The organism is Pseudomonas sp. GLN_2 (genome assembly GCF_043106005.1).
Classification (GTDB): domain Bacteria; phylum Pseudomonadota; class Gammaproteobacteria; order Pseudomonadales; family Pseudomonadaceae; genus Aquipseudomonas; species Aquipseudomonas alloputida.
In genome coordinates, this window is record NZ_JBICMC010000083.1 from 1 (window position 1) to 17,657 (window position 17,657).

Consider the following 17,657-nt stretch of genomic DNA (forward strand, 5'->3'; position numbering starts at 1 on the left):
GTAGGCCGAGTGCTGCAGCGTGGGGAAGCCTTGTTCCAGGTTGAAGCCTGCATCGGCATAGCGGCAGGCGGGGGCGTCGCCGGTGCGGGGTACGATGGCGTAGCGCACCGGCAGGATGGGCACGCGTGCGCTGCAGGCAGGGCCGGAGGTGGCGCTGCTGACGGAGGCATTGGTCATGCGAGCTCCTTGCTCAGAGAGACAGTCTTTTCGAACCAGAGACGCACTGCGGCAACTTTCAGTACTGACAAGACTGAAATGCCGTTATTCATACTGTGCTGGATTTCAGGCCCGACGCTATGCTGTAAGAAGTTTCCTACTTACTTGCTAAGTGCGCGGGCGATCAAGTATCTGGAGTTCAAGTGAAAGACAATGCCTCGATCGCTGCCTTTGGGTCGAGGCTGAAAGTGTAAGATTTTATTTGAATGTATAAGTATTGTGTTTGCGCAATGTCGTGTGAAAAGTTGCAGTGTTTTTGTAGGAAGTTTCGTACTTTAAGATTGTTATATGTTCAGTTTTTGCACTTGGCCATCACTACCTGGCAAGTCCTGGGCGTGCCTCCCGAGCGGCTGGCATAACGCACGCAGTTATTCAGGGATTTCTGTCGCGCAATGCTCAATGTATTGCCCCAGGCCAGGCCGCCTTCCCCGGTAGTGGGGACGGCCTTGGCAAAGCAGTTGGAGCCCACTGCAGGCGTGGCGTAGCGTGCCTTGCTGGCGTTGCTGGAGCAGCCGGCGAGAGCCAGGCTGAGGCCGAGCAGGGTGGCCAGGGCCCAGTACGCGTTTGGTCTGCTCATGTATTCCCCTTCTGCGCTTGGCAGCAAATGCCTTCCAGGATATTTCATTACAGCGAAGCGGTGAACTATCGGGGCGTCAAGGGGCTCCTTTGCTAAGCGCACCCTGCGCTTACCTGATGGCGCAAGACCATCAGCCCTGGGTCACTGAATGAAAAGGAGGCACCGTGACCGCACCTGATCAAACCCTTTACCGCTGTATGCCCAGCCCGCTGCATGCCCTGCTGCTGGCGGGCAGTGTACCGTTGTTCCTTGGCGCGCTGCTGAGCGATATCGCCTACTACAACAGCTACCAGATTCAGTGGAGCAACTTCGCCGCCTGGCTGATCGCCGGTGCCTTGGTGTTCTGTGGGCTGGCTCTGTTGTTCGCGCTGGCCAACCTGATCCGCGCCGAGCGCAAGGGCGGGCGCGCTACGCTGTACTTCGTGCTGCTGCTGGTGACGTGGGGGCTTGGGCTGATCAATGCCTTTGAGCATGCCAAGGACGCCTGGGCGGTTATGCCGTCTGGGTTGGTGTTGTCGGTCATCGTGACAGTGCTCGCGGTGGTGGCCGCCTGGACCGGTTTGAGCAACCTGCGTTCAGGAGGTGTGGCATGAAGCCTTTGCATGCATTTAGCCTGTTGGGCGTGGCGCTATTGCTGAGTGCCTGTGGTGGCGACGGCGAGCCGACCCAGGCCCATGGCCCGGACCCGAAGTTGCCGGAGCCTCAGCGCGGCTTGCTGCCGAGCATGAAGATTGCGCAACCGGCTGCCTGGGGCGAACTGAAACCGACCGTGCCGGAGGGCTTCAGTGTCACCGCCATTGCCACCGGCCTGAAAATTCCGCGCCAGAGCCTGGTGCTGCCCAATGGCGACATTCTGGTGGCTGAGGGCCGGGGAGGCAGCGCGGCCAAGCTCAAGCCCAAGGATGTGATCGCCAGCCAGATCAAGGCCAAGGGCAATACCCAGGTCAAGGGTGGCAACCGCCTGACCTTGCTGCGCGATGCTGATGGCGATGGCAACTACGAGGTACAGGCCGTGTTTGCGGATAACCTCAACGCACCGTACGGCCTGGCCTATGCCAACGGCAAGCTGTATGTAGCCAACCAGGATGCGCTGGTACGCTTTGACTACAAGGAAGGCCAGACCCAGGCCGACGGCCCGCCAACCAAGGTCACCGACCTGCCGGCCGAAATCAACCACCATTGGACCAAGGCGCTGACCATCAGCCCGGATGGCCGCTTCTTGTATGTGGGTATCGGCTCGAACAGCAATATCACCGAGCGCGGCCTGGAGGTGGAGATCGATCGGGCCATGGTCTGGCAGGTCGATGCCGATACCGGCGCACACCGGCCCTATGCCACCGGCTTGCGTAACCCGACAGCTTTGACCATCCAGCCGCAGACCGGGCAGTTGTGGACGGTGGTCAACGAGCGGGATGAGCTGGGCCCCGACCTGGTGCCGGACTACCTCACTTCGGTACGTGAAGGGGGCTTCTATGGTTGGCCTTACAGCTACTGGGGCCAGCATGTGGATGAGCGGGTGCGGCCGCAGAACCCGGACAAGGTGGCGGCGGCGATCAAGCCGGATTACAGCCTGGGTTCGCATGTGGCTGCACTGGGTGTGGACTTCTCCTCCTCGGCAATGGGCGAGCGCTTTGCAGACGGTGTGTTCGTGGGCGAGCACGGCAGCTGGAACCGGCCCAACCCGGTGGGGTACAAGGTGATTTTCGTGCCGTTCAGCAATGGCAAGCCTGCTGGGGAACCCATCGACTTCGCCACGGGCTTTCGCGGTGAGGATGGCAAGACCCGGGGGCGACCGGTTGGGGTGACGGTGGACCCGCGGGGAGCGTTGATCATTGCCGATGACCTGGCGAATACGGTGTGGCGGGTGACGCGTAATCGCTGAATGCCATCTGATCAAATCGGCAAAGCTAGCTGGCGATGGGCCGCAGAGCGGCCCAATTGCTGACTGACAGGCATTGCGCGTGGGTCAGAAGCGGTAGTTGAAACTGGCTTCCAGAGTGCGCGGTGCCCCTGGGGTGATCAGGTCGACCGAGCCATGTGCCGAGGCATAGTAGTCACGGTCAAACACGTTCTTCAGGCGCAGCGCGGCATCCCACTGCGGCACGCTGTACAGCAGCGCGGCGTCGAAGGTGGTATAGCCTGGCATCACCACCACATTGTCGAGTGCTGTGTAGCGTTCGTCGACGTAGTTGGCTCCGGCGGCCACACGCCACTCTGGTGTCAGGGTACGTACCAGCCAGACGTTGGCGCTGTTGCGCGGCGTCAGGGTAGGGGTCTGGCCTTCGTTCGCCACGCCATTGGTCTTGCTGTTGGACTTGGTGATTTCGGCGTCCAGGTAAGCGTAACCGGCATAGATCTGCCACTTGTCGGTGAGATGCCCGCTGACGGTGGCTTCAAAGCCATCGGTACGCTGTTCGCCAGCCAATACGGTCAGGTTGGGGTTGGCCGGGTCGGCAGTCTTCATGTTGGTGCGCTCAAGGCGGAACACTGCGGCGGTCAGTGACAGGCGGCTGTCGAGCAGGTCCCATTTGGCGCCGATTTCATAGTTGGTGGTTTCTTCCGGCTCCAGGTGCTGGTTGCTCGGGCTCACCGCGAACACTTCGCCCGAAGGCTGATAGCTGCGGCTGACCGACACGTAGTAGGACTGGATGGCGTCTGGCTGGTAGACCAGACCCGCACGCGGGCTCCAGGTCTTGTCGGTACGATCCAGGTCGATGTTTTGCACGCGGTCGTCGTCGTACTCCTGGCCAAAGATGTCATAACGCACACCGACCAGTGCCTTCCAGTGCGCGTTCAGCTCGATCATGTCCTGCACGTACAGACCGGTGGTCTGCTGGAAGTTGGTGCCCTTGGACGACAGGTTGGCGGCGTGTTCCGGTACCGGCACCAAGGCATCACGGTACACCGGTACCTGGGCCACGTTGGTCTGGCTCAGCACGCGCTGGTACTTGTCCTGAAAGCCTGCTTCCACGCCGTACAACAGGTTGTGCTGCATGCCGGCCAGTTGCGCTTGTTGCTTGAGCTCCGTCTGGTTGAACACGCCGTACTCATCGCGGGCGACGTTGCCACGGTTGAGCTTGATCAGCAGTTCACCGTCCGGCGCGGTGACGAAGCGCGTCGGGCTGCTGTCGGCCAAGGTGTTGTTGCGGTCCAGGTCGTAGCGGTAGTAACGGCTGGTGTTGGTCAGGGTGAAGTTGTCGTTGATGCGGTAGTCCAGGCTGGCTGTAAGCGAGAACACCTCGCTGCGGGCGTAATCCTGGTCCGCATCGCCAGAGCCAAAGCGCTTGTCGCGGTCCACGTCCACCGGGCGGTTGCCCAGGGCCGGGATGCCGAAGTCGATCAGGCGCTTGTCGTACAGGTAGGTGGCGCCCAGGTTCAGTTCCAGGTCGTCCGAGAGACGGAAGTAGGCCGACGGTGCGATGGCCTTGCGGTCGATGTAGCCATCATCGCGGAAGGTGTCGCTGTCTTCGAAGGCACCGGTCACGCGGTAGGCCTGGTTGCTTTGCGGGTCGGCCCAGCCGGTGTCGAACTGGGTTCGGCGTTTGCCTTCGCTGTCGACGTTCATGCCGACTTCACGCTTGGGTGTGAAGCTTGGTTTTTTGCTGATGCTGTTGATCAGCCCGCCCGAGGAGCCACGGCCATACAGCACCGCGGCCGGGCCCTTGATCACCTCGACACGCTCGATGTTGGACAGGTCGCGAAAGTACAGGGCGTCGTCACGCACGCCGTCTATGTACATGTCGCCAATGGCGCTGAAGCCACGGATGGTCACCTGATCGCGTTGGCCGTCGCCGTTGGACAGGCCGATGCCGGGCACGTTCTTCAGCACGTCTTCCATGGACTGTGCGCCTTGGTCCTTGATCACGCTTTCGGGAACGACGTTGACGGTTTGCGGGATATCGCGCAGCGGCGCGTCGATCTTCATGGCGCTGCGGCTTTCACTGGCCTTGTAGCTTTGCTGCTCATAGACGCTGCTGACGGCGGTGGCGGGCAGGGCGAGGCTACTTTGCGTATCGGTTTGGGCGGCAGCGTGGACAGCAGGCACAACGAGCAGGCCCAGCATGGAAATGGATGCTGGGGCAACAGACCTTTTTGCCATTACAGGCGACTCTTTGTTGTTATCGGGAGTCACGAATAGTAATGATTTGCAAATGTAAAGCAAGTGTAAAGAAGTCGTATTAGCTATAACAGTGATTTCGGCGACGAAATGCGTCGCCAACCGGGAGGGCCGGCAAGGCGGCCGGTAATGGCTATGCTTGTCAGCGCGTGAGCCTTTCACGCGCCTATTCGGACTTGATCACAGGGAAGCTCGCCTATGAACCCCATTCGTACTCTCGCTCGTGCTGTAGCCCTTGCCACGCTGGCCTCTGCTGCCAGCTTCACGGTACAGGCTGCCGGTATCCCCATCGGGAGCGAGGCGCTGGAAAGCCATGTCACCACACAGGTAACGGCTATCGACCTGGCCACCCGCCAAGTCACGGTGAAAGGCCCTGACGAGAAGAAGGATGTGACGTTCCAGCTGACCGAAAAGGCCAAAGCGCTGCCCAACCTGAAAGTCGGTGACCAAGTCGACATCTACGTGACACGCGCCGTGGCCTATGTGCTCAATCCGGAAGTGGGTGGGGCGCCGAAAGCGACTGAAGAGTCCGGTACCATTCGTGCAACCGAGCAAAACCCCAACCCGGGCGGCGAGGCGTTCCGCCAGGTCAAGGTTACCTCTCAGATCAAGAAGATCGACCTCAAGACGCATGAGGTGAGCTTGTTGCCACCGGAGGGCAAGCTGCAGGTGGTCAAGGTCGAGAACCCAGACCTGCAGAAACGCATGAAGAACCTCAAGGTTGGCCAGACGGTTGACGCGATCTACACCGAAGTGCTGCGCGTCGAAACCTCGCGCTGACCTCGGCCGTTGCCGACCTCGGTTACTCGCCTCCGATCGGCCGTTTGCGGTCCGGGCAGGCTGGTGCCGGGGAGCGGGCCTCAGTAGCCAGCGGCTTCGATCAAGGCCTGGGGCTCTGCACGTTAGGGGTAGTCGACTTGTGGTGTGTCACTGCCGCAGGCTTCGGGTAGCCCGGGTCTTGATGCGCTGTGAGGCCTTGCAGGCCGGGGGATGGCGCTGAAACAGCTGAAGTACCCAGTCGGGGCGGGTCTTGCTGGCATCGTTGAGCCAATTGGCGACTGAGTCCTGGGCGTATTTCTCAGCTTCGGCCAGCAGCGGTACCAGCAACGGCTCGGCCACTTCTGGTTGTTGCTTGAGCGTGGCAATGTGCTCGCACCAAACGCCGCGCGGGCGCAGGATCTCGATGCAGAACCGACGTACCAGCGGGTCTGCATCGCCGGTATGGCGGCCGAGTAGCGCCAGGGCCGCTTCAAGGTGCTGGGCCAGGCGCGGGCGCAGGGCAATCCATGCCCATTCACGCACGCCGAAGTGCTCATCGCGGGCGAAGCGAAACTGCGCCAGCAGGGCATCTTCCGCAGGCTGCGAGCGTGACAGGTGCGCCTGGGCGAACGCTGCCCAACTGCGCACGGTATCGGACGGGTGCGTGCAGCATTGCTCGAACACGTGCTGGCGCAACGACTCGGCGGCTTGCTCCAGCCACTTGCCCAGCGCCAGGCCAATGGCCGCCACTTTTTTTGACAGGCCCAGTGCCTGGGCCTGGTCCGCACTGGCAGCGAGGTGCTCAACCAATGCTGCTGGCAGTTGGCCTGTCAAGGCGTTGACCAAGGCGGCTTGATCCACCGCCAGGCATTCGGCCAGGTTGCGGGTTGGCAGTTGGCCAAGGTCGATCAGGGACTTTCGGTCGTCGCTCATGGCTAAGGCTCCATGGCAGTGGCACGGTGCAGTCGATTGCCGGCCAGGCGCACGCCGGCCGGAAGGAATGTTTCAGTATGCAGGGTACGAATAGTTCAAGTGCAGGATTTTGATTTCTATCAGTACTGGGCATGCAGCATCATGGTTGCCATCGATACCTTGGATGAGGACTGCCATGTTCAGTAAATCAATGCTTCTGCTGGCGCTTCCTGTGGCCATGGCGTTGCTTGCCGGTGCGGTGTTGCCGTTTCAGGCCGCAGGTAATGCTGCGGTAGGCCGGGCCCTTGGGCACTGGCTGTGGGGGGCTTTCACATCGTTGACGGTGAGCATGCTGGTGGTGATCGCCGCGCTGTTGATTATCCGGGTACCGGCGCCAGACATGGGCAAGGCCTTGCAAGGGCCCTGGTGGTTATGGATTGGAGGCGTGCTGGGGGCACTGTATGTAGCCGGCGCCGCAGCACTGACCCCGAAACTTGGCGCAGCAGGGTTCCTGGTACTGGTGGTGGCAGGGCAGATCATCACGGCAGTGCTTGCCGACCACTACGGGGCGATGGGGCTGGGTGGCAAGCCGCTTAGCCTGGCCAGGCTGGCTGGTGTGGTGCTGATCCTGTGCGGAGTGTTGCTGGTACAGGGCCCTTGGGCAACGGCGTCAGCGGCCCATTCCACGGCAGCTGTGAAGGGGCAAGAAAACTGATCAGCGCCCTGCTTGGCTGCAGGCCCAGACGGTTTCGCGCAGCCAGCGGTGCCCGGGGTCACTGTCCTTGCGGTTGTGCCAGGCTTGCTGATAGTCGAACGAGGGGATGGCCAGTGGCGGCGTGAACTGGCGCAGTGTCCTGTGCTGGCGCAACGACCCCACGGCGCGGCTGGCCACCGTCAGGATCAGGTCGGTGCCGGCCAGCACTTCGACCGCAGCACTCCAGTGTGGCAAGGCCAGGGCAATACGGCGTTGCAAGCCCCGGGCGGCCAGTGCGCGCTCGATTTCATCGAAAGCATCCGGGCGCATGGCCATCAATACATGTGGGCGTGCCAGCCAGTCTTCCAGGGCCATGCCGCCGCTGGCTGGCAGGACCTGGCGATCGGCAACGCTGATGAAGCGATCGGCAAACAGGGGCTGGGCGGTGATGTCCTGAGGCAGTTCGGGGAACAGGCCCAGGGCCAGATCCAGCTCGCCATCGAGCAACTGCGCCAACATGGTTTCACGGCTGGCCTGGCTGATGGCCAGGTCCACCTCGGGCGCGACTTGGCGCAGGTGGCGCAGCAGGTGCGGCAGGATGATGCGCGAGGCGTAGTCGGACAGCGACAGCCGGAACCGGCGCTGGGCCCTGGCTGGCTCGAACAGCGGGGTGGCCAGCAGGCTGTCGAGATTGCTCAGTGCATCCTGTAACGGTTGTGCCAGCGATTGGGCGCGGGCGGTAAGGGCCATGCCGCCACCTTGGCGTACCAGCAAAGGGTCGTCGAAGTGTTTGCGCAACTGCGCCAAGGCGTGGCTGACCGCCGGTTGGCTGCGGTGCAGGCGCAGGGCTGCGCGGGTCACGTGCCGTTCACTGAGCAGGGCATGCAGGGCGAGCAGCAGGTTGAGGTCGATCTTGCGCAGTTCATCCATCAGGTGAATGGCCTTGGTCAATTCTGGCGACTCGGATCAGCTTAACAAATGCTTGAGTCTTGTACGCGCTCACAAGCTGCTGGCGATAGAGGCTTTTCGCAGCACATGTTTTCTACTAAATGGCTTTATGTTTGATCTGTAACTTACTGATAAAAAAGTATTATCTTCTTGCAGTCGCATGCTGAACACACTGTTCAAAGTAAGTCCGCTTGATCGCTTCAGGCTTGAGCCGCGAGCGGCTGTTGTACGTCTGCTCGGTAATGCCGAAGGCAGTCATGCGCATCCATGGCTTGGGGAATTTGCGTACCTGCAGCTTCTTGCGCGTGGCGTACAAGGTTACCCCGGAAAGCTTGGCCTGTTGGGCCTCGGCGGCTATCTGCGCGCCCCAGCCGCAGGTGTGGCGATCGTTCTGGCTCAGTGCCCTGGCCTGGGCGCCGAAAGCGAGGGTGGCCAGCAGGCAGCCGGCCATCGTTGCTAGAAGTACTCGCATGTTGCTGTCCTAAGCATCTGAAAGAAAACGGAGTTTGCCTTCGCTTTCCGCAGCCGTGGGCCAGCAATTTGCCGTCAGGGCACAGCCATGCGCAGGGGACTGGCCTTCGGCTTCTGCAGGCTTGTCCAGGCCAGGCTGGCAACCCAGAGCACCGAAACACCATAGTTAAGGCGTTGATACAGGCCGAACAGCTGGCCACTCTGCGCCGCTTGGCCCATCAACGCGACGGTGATGATAGCCAACACCACGCAAGCCAGGGAAAACAGCGCCAGGGCGGGGGAGCCGGCAATGCGGTTGCCCAGCCATGCCCATAGGGCGCTGGCCAAGGTCAGTGAGAGGAACATCAGCAGACCAAACAGGTTATGCAGTTGCTGCGAGGTAGATGGCTGTGCCGGTGCACAGCCCTGGTCGCAGGGGAACCAGCCGGTGCCCAAACTGCCCATGCCATGCAGAAACACCAGGCCCGCACTCAGCAGCGCCAGCTTCGAGCTGTGCCAGCGCCGCATCAGGCCCCAGGCAAACAGGGCAAACAGCAGGGCTAGAGGGAAATTGTTGACCCGTGGTGACCAGCTGTGGGTTGGCGAGCCTGCCGCGCCAAGCTGGCTCATGGCCTGTTGCAGGTGATCATAGCCAGGGTAGGCCTGGGCGGTGAGCCATACCCCCGCCAGCAGCCAGAGGGGGATCAGCAGGCCACTGCCGAGCAAAAGGCGGTCGAGGGTTTTCATACTGCAGATTCCTTCCATGGAACAGTGAGCGTGGAGGCGTACAGTACAGGCTCGCGCAGGTCATGGGCCAGGAATTCTGCGCGTTTTTTCAGGGGTCAGGGACTGCAAAGATGGCAATAAATACCGCACGGGGTGTATGTGATCGTACAACCGCTTGCGCTATGATGAGCGCTGTCTTTTAAGGTGAAATACAGGGCAATGACAGAGCAGCAGGTACAGGCAAGGACCCGGCGCAAGCCGCGCAGTCTGGCCCAGGAACTGGTCACGGTGCTGACCGAACGCATTCGCAGCGGCCAGCTCAAACGCGGCGACAAGCTGCCGACCGAATCGCAGATCATGGCCGAGGAGGGCGTCAGCCGCACGGTCGTGCGTGAGGCGATCTCGCGGTTGCAGGCCGCCGGGCAGGTAGAGACTCGCCACGGCATTGGTACATTCGTGCTGGATGCGCCGGCTACGGGCGGTTTCCGTATCGACCCGGCCACCGTGGTCACCCTGCGCGAAGTGCTGGCGGTGCTGGAGTTGCGCATTGCCCTGGAGATCGAGTCGGCCGGGCTGGCAGCCCAGCGGCGAAGCGACGAAGCCCTGGCCGGTATGCGGGCGGCGCTGGACGAACTCAACGAGGGGGCGGCCCACGCCACTGATGCGGTATCGGCGGACTTCCAGTTCCACCTGCGCATTGCCCAGGCCAGCGGCAACCACTACTTCGCCGACATCATCAACCACCTGGGTACCAGCATCATACCGCGCACCCGGCTGAATTCGGCGCGCCTGGCCCATGATGACCAGGCGCATTACATGAGCCGCCTGATGCATGAGCACGAGGCGATCTATGAGGCGATTGCCCGGCGTGACAGCGAAGGGGCGAAGATGGCCATGCGCATGCACCTGAGCAACAGCCGCGAGCGCTTGCGCCAGGCGCATGAGGCGGCTGAAGCGCAAGGGACCTGAAAGCCTTTGCTGCCTGTAATGGCCTCTTCGCGGGCAAGATAGCCCTGTAGGAGCGGGCTTGCCCGCAAAGAGGCCGGTACAGTCAAAAAGAAAAGCCCCGCCGTGCGCAGGGCTTTCTTGTTGCGTGCAACCGGTCAGATCGCCCCGTCACTCCACTGCCCGTTCACCAACCGCCGCAGCCCCAGCGGGTTGCCGTCGCGCAGTGCCTCAGGCAGCAGTGTCTGCGGGTAGTTCTGGTAGCACACCGGGCGCAGGAAGCGGTCGATGGCCAACGTGCCGACCGAGGTGCCACGCGCATCGGAGGTCGCCGGGTACGGGCCGCCGTGCACCATGGCATCACAGACTTCGACACCGGTCGGGTAGCCATTGACCAGGATTCGCCCGACTTTCTCCTCCAGCAACGGCACCAGCCAGGCGAAGGCATCGAAGTCCTCCGCCTCGCCGATCAGCGTCGCGGTCAGCTGGCCACGCAGGCCGAGCAGCGCGTCGCGCAGTTGGTCGTTGTCCTGCACCTCTACAGCCACGGTGGTGGGCCCAAACACTTCTTCCTGCAACAGCGGGTCGGACTCGACCAGCAGGCGTGCATCGGCCTTGAACAGCTGAGCGCGCGCCTGGTTGCCTTCCTGCGCCTGGCCGGCCACATGCTCGATACCGGCATGGGCATGCAGGTGTTCAAGGCCGCCAACGTAGCTGCGCAGGCCGCCAGCGTTGAGCATGGTTTGCCCGGCTTGCTGGTCCAGGTACTGGCCAAGGTCGGCGAGCAACTGGCTGTACTGTGGCGACTGCAGGCCAATCACCAACCCAGGGTTGGTGCAGAACTGCCCGGCGCCCATGCACACGGACCCCGCCAACTCGCGAGCAATGGCCTCGCCACGCTTGGCCAGGGCGCCCGGCAGGATGATGACCGGGTTGATGCTCGACATCTCGGCAAATACCGGGATTGGCTGCGGGCGCTCAGCGGCCATGCGGCAGAGGGCATCGCCGCCTTTGAGCGAGCCGGTGAAGCCAACCGCCTGGATGGCGGGGTGCTTGACCAGCCACTCGCCCACGCCGCCACCAAATACCATGTTGAACACGCCCTTGGGCATGCCGGTACGCTCAGCGGCGCGCACGATGGCGCAGCCGACCAGGTCGGCCGTGGCCATGTGCCCGCTGTGCGCCTTGAATACCACCGGGCAGCCCGCAGCGAGGGCGGCGGCGGTATCACCACCGGCGGTGGAGAAGGCCAGCGGGAAGTTGCTGGCCCCGAACACGGCGACCGGGCCCACGCCGATGCGCATCTGGCGCAGGTCTACGCGTGGCAGCGGTTGGCGCTCGGGCAATGCCAGGTCGATGCGCGCGCCGAGGAAGTCGCCGCGGCGCAGCACTTGGGCGAACAGGCGCATCTGCCCGCTGGTGCGGCCGCGCTCGCCCTGAATACGGGCGGCGGGCAGTGCGGTTTCGCGGCAGACGATGGCGACGAAGGCGTCATCCAGTTCGTCGAGTTCAGCGGCGATGGCGTCGAGGAACTCGGCCCGACGTGCCGGAGCCAGTTGGCGGAATTCGGCGAAGGCAGCGGCAGCGGCCTTGGCGGCCTGGTCCACTTCGGCTTCGGTGGCCTGGGCAAAGCTGTAGGGCAGGGCTTCGCCAGTGCTGGCGTCCAGGCTCTGCAGGCGCTGAGGGCCAGCGGCACTGCGCTGACCGGCGATGAAGTTATGGCCGAGGATTTCAGGCATGGGGTGCTCCTGTGGGCTTGAGGGTGGCGTGTGTGAATGCGTGGTCAAGGCTGCGGCATCAGGTAATGGGCGCCGGGTTGAACAGGGTGATGTCGTTGTGCAGCCGGTGTTGTTCGGCCCAGGTCTGCTTGCGGCCGCTGGCTACGTCCAGGTAGTAATGGAACAGCTCCCAACCCAGCTCCTCGATGGTCGAGCGACCACTGGCGATGCGACCGGCGTCGATGTCGATCAGGTCGGGCCAGCGCTGGGCCAGTTCGCTGCGGGTACACACCTTGACCACCGGCGCCATGGCCAGGCCATATGGGGTGCCGCGGCCGGTAGTGAAGACGTGCAGGTTCATGCCGGCCGCCAGTTGCAAGGTGCCACAGACAAAGTCGCTGGCCGGGGTGGCGCAGAAAATCAGGCCTTTGCGGTTGACCCGCTCGCCTGGGCCGAGCACACCCTGGATAGCGCCGCTGCCCGACTTGACGATCGAACCCAGCGATTTCTCGACGATGTTCGACAGCCCGCCTTTCTTGTTGCCCGGTGTGGTGTTGGCGCTGCGGTCGGCGGCGCCTTGCTGCAGGTAACGGTCGTACCAGTCCATTTCGCGCACCAGCGCGTCGGCAACGTCCTGGTTTTCCGCGCGCGAGGTCAGCATGTAGATCGCGTCGCGTACCTCGGTCACTTCAGAGAACAGCACCGTGGCGCCAGCGCGGACCAGCAGGTCGGCGGCATAGCCCAGTGCCGGGTTGGCGGTGATGCCCGAGAAGGCGTCGCTGCCACCGCATTGCATACCGAGGATCAGTTCGCTGGCCGGGACCGTTTCGCGGCGGCGCTGGTCGAGCTTTTTCAGGCGGGTTTCGGCCAGGTCCATGATCTGCTCGATCATTTCAACAAAGCCAAGGCTGGCGTCTTGCAGGCGGTACAGCCATGGGTCGCTGAGGTCCACCGAGGGGTCGTTGTCGTGCATCACCTGGCTGGCTTGCAGTTTTTCACAGCCCAGGCTGATCACCAGTGCCTCGCCGCCAAGGTTGGGGTTGCGCGCCAGGTTGCGCACGGTGCGGATCGGGATGTAAGCGTCGCGGGCGTTGATTGCCACACCGCAGCCGTAGCTGTGGGTAATGGCTACCACGTCATCGACGTTGGGGTATTTGGGCAGCAGTTCGTTGCGAATGCGCTTAACTGCATGCTCCAGCACGCCGGTTACGCACTGCACGGTGGTGGTGATGCCGAGAATATTGCGGGTGCCGACAGTGCCGTCGGCGTTGCGATAGCCCTCGAAGGTGAAGCCCTCCAGCGGCGGCAGCGGTTGTGGCACTGCATCGCAGCGCGGCAGGCTGTCCAGTTCCGGGGCGGCCGGCATGGCCAGCTGGCTTTCCTGAACCCAGCTGCCTTGGTGCAGGTCTTCCAGCGCGTAGCCGATGATTTGCCCGTAGCGGCGCACGGGCTCGCCCTTGGCGATGGCCACGGTGGCCACCTTGTGGCTTTGCGGCACGCCTTCGATCAGGGTCAGGCCGTCGGCGAAGCGGGCGCCTTCGCCCAAGCCGCCGTCGTTGACGACGACCACGACGTTGTCGTCGTCGTGCAGGCGGACGTAGCGGGGCGAGTCGGAATGTTCGATCAACTGCATGTTTGGGCCCTACTTGTCAGGTTCTCAGGCTTTTGTACATCCGCCCATGCCGGGTGACCCGGCGCGGGCGTGTTTTTTCAGTGACGGGAGCTGGCCAGTTCGCCGTCGGTGGCAGGCTCAGCGTGTGGCTTTGGGGCAGCATCACGCAATTCGATACGCTTGATGGGGCCGACGATAACCAGATAGCTGAATACCGCTACCAGCGCGTTGGCACCCACGTACACAAGCGCCCACTTGAACGAGCCGGTGGCGCTGATGATGTAGCCGATCACGATAGGAGTGGTGATCGACGCGATGTTGCCGAAGGTGTTGAACAGGCCACCGGACAGCCCGGCGATCTGCTTGGGTGAAGTGTCCGCGACCACCGCCCAGCCCAGTGCGCCGATGCCCTTGCCGAAAAACGCCAGCGTCATGAAGCCAACCACCATCCACTCGGCATCGACGTAGTTGCAGAACACCATGGTGGTGGACAGCAGCAGGCCACAGACGATCGGCAGTTTGCGCGAGAAGGTCAGCGAGTTGCCGCGGCGCAGCAGCCAGTCGGAGATCACGCCACCCAGGACGCCGCCGATAAAACCACACACCGCCGGCAGCGAGGCGATGAAGCCGGCCTTGAGAATGGTCATGCCACGTTCCTGCACCAGGTACACCGGGAACCAGGTGAGGAAGAAGTAGGTGATGGCGTTGATGCAGTACTGGCCCAGGTATACGCCCAGCAGCATGCGGCTGGTCAGCAACTGCTTGATGTAACCCCATTTCGGGCCGTCGCTGCCGCGCTTCTGGTCCATGTCGACCAGGCCGCCGTTCTGCTCGATGTGCTCGAGTTCGCTTTGGCTGATGCGCGGGTGTTGGCGCGGATTGTAGATGGTCTTCAGCCACACCATCGAGAAGATGATGCCCAGCACACCCATGACCACGAAAACGTGCTCCCAGCCGAAGCTGAACACGATCCAGCCCATGATCGGGGCGAACAGTGCAGTGGCGAAATACTGCGCCGAGTTGAAGATGGCCGACGCCGTGCCGCGTTCCTGGGTCGGGAACCATGCGGCGACGATGCGCGCGTTACCCGGGAAGGACGGGGCTTCGGCGAAACCGACCAGGAAGCGCAGGGTGAAGAGGGTGACCACGGCCCAGGCAACCGGCAGGCCACCGACAAAACCCTGCAGCAGGGTGAACAGCGACCAGGTGAAGATGCTGAAGGCGTAGACGTTCTTGGAACCGAAGCGATCGAGCAGCCAGCCACCAGGAATCTGGCCAGCCACGTAAGCCCATCCAAAGGCGGAAAAGATATAACCGAGGGTTACGGCGTCAATGCCGAGGTCTTTCTGCAGGCTGGAGCCTGCGATAGCAATGGTCGCGCGGTCGGCATAGTTGATCGTGGTCACCAGAAACAGCATGAACAGGATCAGGTAGCGCACATGCGTTTTCTTAGTCGCTTGCATGCTGGCAATACTCCCACTAGTTATTTTTGTGCGGGCTCACGAATTGTAACCGGAGTGGGGGTAGGCCCACTCCGGGTGCGGCATCTGGCAGGCCGCGGGCAGCGCTTACTGCGGGCCCATCTTGTCCATCAGCGCGGCGAGCATTTCGTACTCTTCGGCGGTGAGGTCGGTCAGCGGAGTGCGCACCGGGCCAGCGTCGTAACCGGCAATTCTGGCGCCGGCCTTGACGATACTCACGGCGTAGCCGGCCTTGCGGTTGCGGATGTCCAGGTAGGGCAGGAAGAAATCGTCGATCAGCTTGGCCACGGTGGCGTGGTCGTCACGGGCGATGGCGTTGTAGAAGTCCATGGCGGTTTTCGGCACGAAGTTGAACACCGCGGAGGAGTACACCGGTACGCCCAGGGCCTTGTAGGCGGCAGCATACACTTCGGCGGTCGGCAGGCCACCCAGGTAGCTGAAGCGCTCGCCCAGGCGACGACGGATCGACACCATCAGCTCGATATCACCCAGGCCGTCCTTGTAGCCGATCAGGTTCGGGCAGCGCTCGGCCAGTTTTTCCAGCAGGTCGGCGTTCAGGCGGCAGACGTTGCGGTTGTACACCACCACCCCGATGTTTACCGATTTGCACACCGCTTCGACGTGGGCGGCGACGCCGTCCTGGCTGGCTTCGGTCAGGTAGTGCGGCAGCAACAGCAGGCCCTTGGCACCCAGGCGCTCGGCTTCCTGAGCGTATTCGATGGCCTGACGGGTAGAGCCACCGACACCGGCGAGGATCGGTACCGAAGTGGCGCAGGTGTCGACCGCGGTCTTGATCACCTGGCTGTATTCGCTGGCGGCCAGGGAGAAGAATTCACCGGTACCGCCAGCGGCGAACAGCGCGCTGGCGCCGTAGGGGGCCAGCCACTCAAGGCGCTTGATGTAGCCAGCCGGGTTGAAGTCGCCCTGGGCATTGAAGTCGGTGACCGGGAAAGACAGCAGGCCGTGGGAGAGGATGGATTTAAGTTCTTGTGGATTCATTGTTGTTGGCATCCTGTGGCGCTTGGGTGAGGGGGGTGTTGTTCTGCGTTGGAGGTAAGTTATCGTACAACCTGTGCGATGACCAGTCCTTTTTCAGAATTTTGTGTTCTCGCCAGGGTGGCCGTCTGGATAGGTGTGTTGTGGCGCAGATCGAGCGCCGCCCGCGCGGCGCTTCGCGGGTAAACCCGCTCCTACGCTTGTTTCGGGCCAGTTATGCCTGTGGCATTTGCGCGCGGACGCCTTGGCGCATGCCTCGATATCGCGTCATACAAACAAGGCGGTCGCGCGCGTCTGGCACAGGCGATACTGGCCCGAAACAAGCGTAGGAGCGGGTTTACCCGCGAAGCGCCGCGCGGGCGGCGCTCGATTTCACAGGCGCAGCAGGTACGACGACAAACACATGACGGTCATCGTATCTCTTGATGGGGGGAGGAAAAACGATCGCGGAGACAGGCACAAGCCCGCCGCCCGATTCCACGGGAAGTGTTCTGGGACCAGCAGAGGGTGACCGGGGAAACGGGGGCGGCCTTGCACCGCCCCGCGATCAAAGCAGAGGAAACTGAAGGTCAGGCCGCGTGCTGGCGCTTGATTTGCGCCTTGCGTACCTGGGCCCGGCAAGCATCGCCGAAGGCCTGGAAGATCTTTATCGAATCAGGGTTCTTCGCCGCCTGCCATTCAGGGTGCCACTGCACCGCGAACAGGAACGGTGAAATGCTTGGCGCGTGAATCGCTTCGACCAGGCCATCTTCGGCACGGGCGATGGCTTCAATACCGGCGCCGAGCTTGTGCAGGCCTTGGCCATGCAGCGAGTTGACGTGAATCTCGTCGGTACCCAGGGTGTCGTGCAGCCAGCTGCCCGGCTGGATCTTCACCCCATGCACCTGGGCGTACTGCACGTCGACCGGGTCTTCCGGGTTTTCCCGGTGGTCATTGAACCCAGGTTCGGCATACACCTTCTGGTAAATGTCGCCACCCAGGGCCACGTTGATTTCCTGCATCCCGCGGCAGATGCCGAAAATGGGCAGGCCACGCTTGATCGCCGCCTTGACCAGCGGAATGTCGAACAGGTCGCGGTTCTGGTCCTGGCCTTTGCCTGGGGTCTGGTTTTCCTGGCCATACAGGGCCGGGTCAATGTTGCTGCCAGCGCCAGTCAGGTAAACGCCGTCGGCCATGTCCAGGTAGGTCTCGAGGTCGTCAGTGCCGCAGCAGGTAGGCACCAACACCGGGACGCAATCGGAGAACTCGACCAGCGGGGTAATGTATTTGTGGGTCATGACCTGGTAGTCATGGCCTTTGCGCTCTTGGCTGCCCATGGTCATCAGGACGACGGGTTTGCGCAGGGAAGGTTGCTTGTTGCCAATGTTGCTGTTGGACATATGTCACCTTGGGACAGGTTCGACCTGTCGTTGTTGTGCAGGCGCACGGCTCGGGGCCCTGGGTGCTGCCTGTAGCCCCGAGCACTGCCGGCTCGTCAGAGGCGACGATTCCGGTCGGGGCTTGTAG

The 17,657-nt window shown here is 62.5% G+C and carries 16 protein-coding genes; 5 read left to right on the plus strand and 11 right to left on the minus strand.

The window, feature by feature from the left end; all coding sequences use genetic code 11:
* Nucleotides 1-508: 508 nt before the first annotated feature.
* On the minus strand, nucleotides 509-793 hold the full coding sequence (locus ACF8Q6_RS19605) for a hypothetical protein (protein WP_003247660.1): 285 nt from the start codon (nucleotides 791-793) through the stop codon (nucleotides 509-511).
* 164 nt (nucleotides 794-957) lie between these two features.
* Here ACF8Q6_RS19605 and ACF8Q6_RS19610 point away from each other — a divergent pair, with 164 nt between their 5' ends.
* Both ACF8Q6_RS19610 and ACF8Q6_RS19615 read left to right on the plus strand, forming a co-directional pair.
* Nucleotides 958-1,386 carry a DUF2231 domain-containing protein gene (locus ACF8Q6_RS19610; protein WP_014756294.1) on the plus strand — a complete coding sequence of 143 codons (429 nt, stop codon included), beginning with the start codon at nucleotides 958-960 and terminating at the stop codon, nucleotides 1,384-1,386.
* Nucleotides 1,383-2,675 carry a PQQ-dependent sugar dehydrogenase gene (locus tag ACF8Q6_RS19615; RefSeq protein ID WP_392489761.1) on the plus strand — a complete coding sequence of 431 codons (1,293 nt, stop codon included), beginning with the start codon at nucleotides 1,383-1,385 and terminating at the stop codon, nucleotides 2,673-2,675. The genes ACF8Q6_RS19610 and ACF8Q6_RS19615 overlap by 4 nt, the downstream gene beginning before the upstream one ends.
* Before the next feature lie 84 nt (nucleotides 2,676-2,759).
* On the opposite strand, the gene ACF8Q6_RS19620 is transcribed toward ACF8Q6_RS19615, so the two are convergent.
* The gene (locus ACF8Q6_RS19620) at nucleotides 2,760-4,892 is read right to left on the minus strand and encodes a TonB-dependent siderophore receptor (protein WP_012052794.1); all 2,133 of its coding nucleotides are present in this window, start codon (nucleotides 4,890-4,892) and stop codon (nucleotides 2,760-2,762) included.
* A 216-nt stretch (nucleotides 4,893-5,108) separates the two neighbouring features.
* On the opposite strand from ACF8Q6_RS19620, the gene ACF8Q6_RS19625 reads away from it, so the two are divergent.
* Complete coding sequence (locus ACF8Q6_RS19625; RefSeq protein ID WP_003247673.1) at nucleotides 5,109-5,690, plus strand: hypothetical protein; 582 nt, start codon at nucleotides 5,109-5,111, stop codon at nucleotides 5,688-5,690.
* Between the two features lie 147 nt (nucleotides 5,691-5,837).
* Here ACF8Q6_RS19625 and ACF8Q6_RS19630 read toward each other — a convergent pair whose 3' ends face one another.
* Entirely contained in the window at nucleotides 5,838-6,602 is a 765-nt protein-coding gene (locus ACF8Q6_RS19630; RefSeq protein WP_392489760.1) for a hypothetical protein, read from the minus strand.
* 175 nt (nucleotides 6,603-6,777) lie between these two features.
* Between ACF8Q6_RS19630 and ACF8Q6_RS19635 the strand changes: the two genes are divergently transcribed.
* Nucleotides 6,778-7,296, plus strand: coding sequence for a DMT family transporter (locus tag ACF8Q6_RS19635; RefSeq protein WP_392489759.1), 519 nt, complete (start codon nucleotides 6,778-6,780; stop codon nucleotides 7,294-7,296).
* Here the strand turns inward: ACF8Q6_RS19635 and ACF8Q6_RS19640 are convergent, their stop codons facing one another.
* The 3 genes from ACF8Q6_RS19640 to ACF8Q6_RS19650 all read right to left on the minus strand — a co-directional run bounded on the left by ACF8Q6_RS19640 (nucleotide 7,297) and on the right by ACF8Q6_RS19650 (nucleotide 9,420).
* Nucleotides 7,297-8,205, minus strand: coding sequence for a LysR family transcriptional regulator (locus ACF8Q6_RS19640; RefSeq protein WP_392489762.1), 909 nt, complete (start codon nucleotides 8,203-8,205; stop codon nucleotides 7,297-7,299).
* Between the two features lie 160 nt (nucleotides 8,206-8,365).
* Nucleotides 8,366-8,695 (minus strand): hypothetical protein, encoded by a 330-nt coding sequence (locus ACF8Q6_RS19645; RefSeq protein ID WP_104961470.1) that lies wholly within the window; start codon nucleotides 8,693-8,695, stop codon nucleotides 8,366-8,368.
* 74 nt (nucleotides 8,696-8,769) lie between these two features.
* On the minus strand, nucleotides 8,770-9,420 hold the full coding sequence (locus ACF8Q6_RS19650) for a DUF998 domain-containing protein (RefSeq protein WP_392489758.1): 651 nt from the start codon (nucleotides 9,418-9,420) through the stop codon (nucleotides 8,770-8,772).
* A gap of 198 nt (nucleotides 9,421-9,618) precedes the next feature.
* Here ACF8Q6_RS19650 and ACF8Q6_RS19655 point away from each other — a divergent pair, with 198 nt between their 5' ends.
* Nucleotides 9,619-10,368: a FadR/GntR family transcriptional regulator gene (locus ACF8Q6_RS19655; RefSeq protein ID WP_003247694.1), complete on the plus strand. Its 750-nt coding sequence runs from the start codon at nucleotides 9,619-9,621 to the stop codon at nucleotides 10,366-10,368.
* Between the two features lie 134 nt (nucleotides 10,369-10,502).
* Here the strand turns inward: ACF8Q6_RS19655 and ACF8Q6_RS19660 are convergent, their stop codons facing one another.
* The 5 genes from ACF8Q6_RS19660 to ACF8Q6_RS19680 form a co-directional block, all read right to left on the minus strand.
* Complete coding sequence (locus ACF8Q6_RS19660; protein WP_392499329.1) at nucleotides 10,503-12,083, minus strand: aldehyde dehydrogenase (NADP(+)); 1,581 nt, start codon at nucleotides 12,081-12,083, stop codon at nucleotides 10,503-10,505.
* A 58-nt stretch (nucleotides 12,084-12,141) separates the two neighbouring features.
* Entirely contained in the window at nucleotides 12,142-13,695 is a 1,554-nt protein-coding gene (garD, locus tag ACF8Q6_RS19665; protein ID WP_392492735.1) for a galactarate dehydratase, read from the minus strand.
* 77 nt (nucleotides 13,696-13,772) lie between these two features.
* Nucleotides 13,773-15,137, minus strand: a complete 1,365-nt coding sequence (locus tag ACF8Q6_RS19670) for an MFS transporter (RefSeq protein WP_003247701.1) — start codon at nucleotides 15,135-15,137, stop codon at nucleotides 13,773-13,775.
* A gap of 105 nt (nucleotides 15,138-15,242) precedes the next feature.
* Nucleotides 15,243-16,154, minus strand: coding sequence for a 5-dehydro-4-deoxyglucarate dehydratase (gene kdgD / locus ACF8Q6_RS19675; RefSeq protein ID WP_010954445.1), 912 nt, complete (start codon nucleotides 16,152-16,154; stop codon nucleotides 15,243-15,245).
* Nucleotides 16,155-16,720: 566 nt separating this feature from the next.
* Nucleotides 16,721-17,530 carry a gamma-glutamyl-gamma-aminobutyrate hydrolase family protein gene (locus tag ACF8Q6_RS19680; RefSeq protein ID WP_392493845.1) on the minus strand — a complete coding sequence of 270 codons (810 nt, stop codon included), beginning with the start codon at nucleotides 17,528-17,530 and terminating at the stop codon, nucleotides 16,721-16,723.
* Nucleotides 17,531-17,657: the final 127 nt, after the last annotated feature.

What these genes read in the sequence shown, in the direction of transcription:
- ACF8Q6_RS19605 (WP_003247660.1), bottom strand. Translation starts at nt 793, where the DNA reads ATGAGCAGACCAAACGCGTACTGGGCCCTGGCCACCCTGCTCGGCCTC.
- ACF8Q6_RS19615 (WP_392489761.1), top strand. Translation starts at nt 1,383, where the DNA reads ATGAAGCCTTTGCATGCATTTAGCCTGTTGGGCGTGGCGCTATTGCTG.
- ACF8Q6_RS19620 (WP_012052794.1), bottom strand. Translation starts at nt 4,892, where the DNA reads ATGGCAAAAAGGTCTGTTGCCCCAGCATCCATTTCCATGCTGGGCCTG.
- ACF8Q6_RS19625 (WP_003247673.1), top strand. Translation starts at nt 5,109, where the DNA reads ATGAACCCCATTCGTACTCTCGCTCGTGCTGTAGCCCTTGCCACGCTG.
- ACF8Q6_RS19630 (WP_392489760.1), bottom strand. Translation starts at nt 6,602, where the DNA reads ATGAGCGACGACCGAAAGTCCCTGATCGACCTTGGCCAACTGCCAACC.
- ACF8Q6_RS19635 (WP_392489759.1), top strand. Translation starts at nt 6,778, where the DNA reads ATGTTCAGTAAATCAATGCTTCTGCTGGCGCTTCCTGTGGCCATGGCG.
- ACF8Q6_RS19640 (WP_392489762.1), bottom strand. Translation starts at nt 8,205, where the DNA reads ATGGATGAACTGCGCAAGATCGACCTCAACCTGCTGCTCGCCCTGCAT.
- ACF8Q6_RS19645 (WP_104961470.1), bottom strand. Translation starts at nt 8,695, where the DNA reads ATGCGAGTACTTCTAGCAACGATGGCCGGCTGCCTGCTGGCCACCCTC.
- ACF8Q6_RS19650 (WP_392489758.1), bottom strand. Translation starts at nt 9,420, where the DNA reads ATGAAAACCCTCGACCGCCTTTTGCTCGGCAGTGGCCTGCTGATCCCC.
- ACF8Q6_RS19655 (WP_003247694.1), top strand. Translation starts at nt 9,619, where the DNA reads ATGACAGAGCAGCAGGTACAGGCAAGGACCCGGCGCAAGCCGCGCAGT.
- ACF8Q6_RS19660 (WP_392499329.1), bottom strand. Translation starts at nt 12,083, where the DNA reads ATGCCTGAAATCCTCGGCCATAACTTCATCGCCGGTCAGCGCAGTGCC.
- garD (WP_392492735.1), bottom strand. Translation starts at nt 13,695, where the DNA reads ATGCAGTTGATCGAACATTCCGACTCGCCCCGCTACGTCCGCCTGCAC.
- ACF8Q6_RS19670 (WP_003247701.1), bottom strand. Translation starts at nt 15,137, where the DNA reads ATGCAAGCGACTAAGAAAACGCATGTGCGCTACCTGATCCTGTTCATG.
- kdgD (WP_010954445.1), bottom strand. Translation starts at nt 16,154, where the DNA reads ATGAATCCACAAGAACTTAAATCCATCCTCTCCCACGGCCTGCTGTCT.
- ACF8Q6_RS19680 (WP_392493845.1), bottom strand. Translation starts at nt 17,530, where the DNA reads ATGTCCAACAGCAACATTGGCAACAAGCAACCTTCCCTGCGCAAACCC.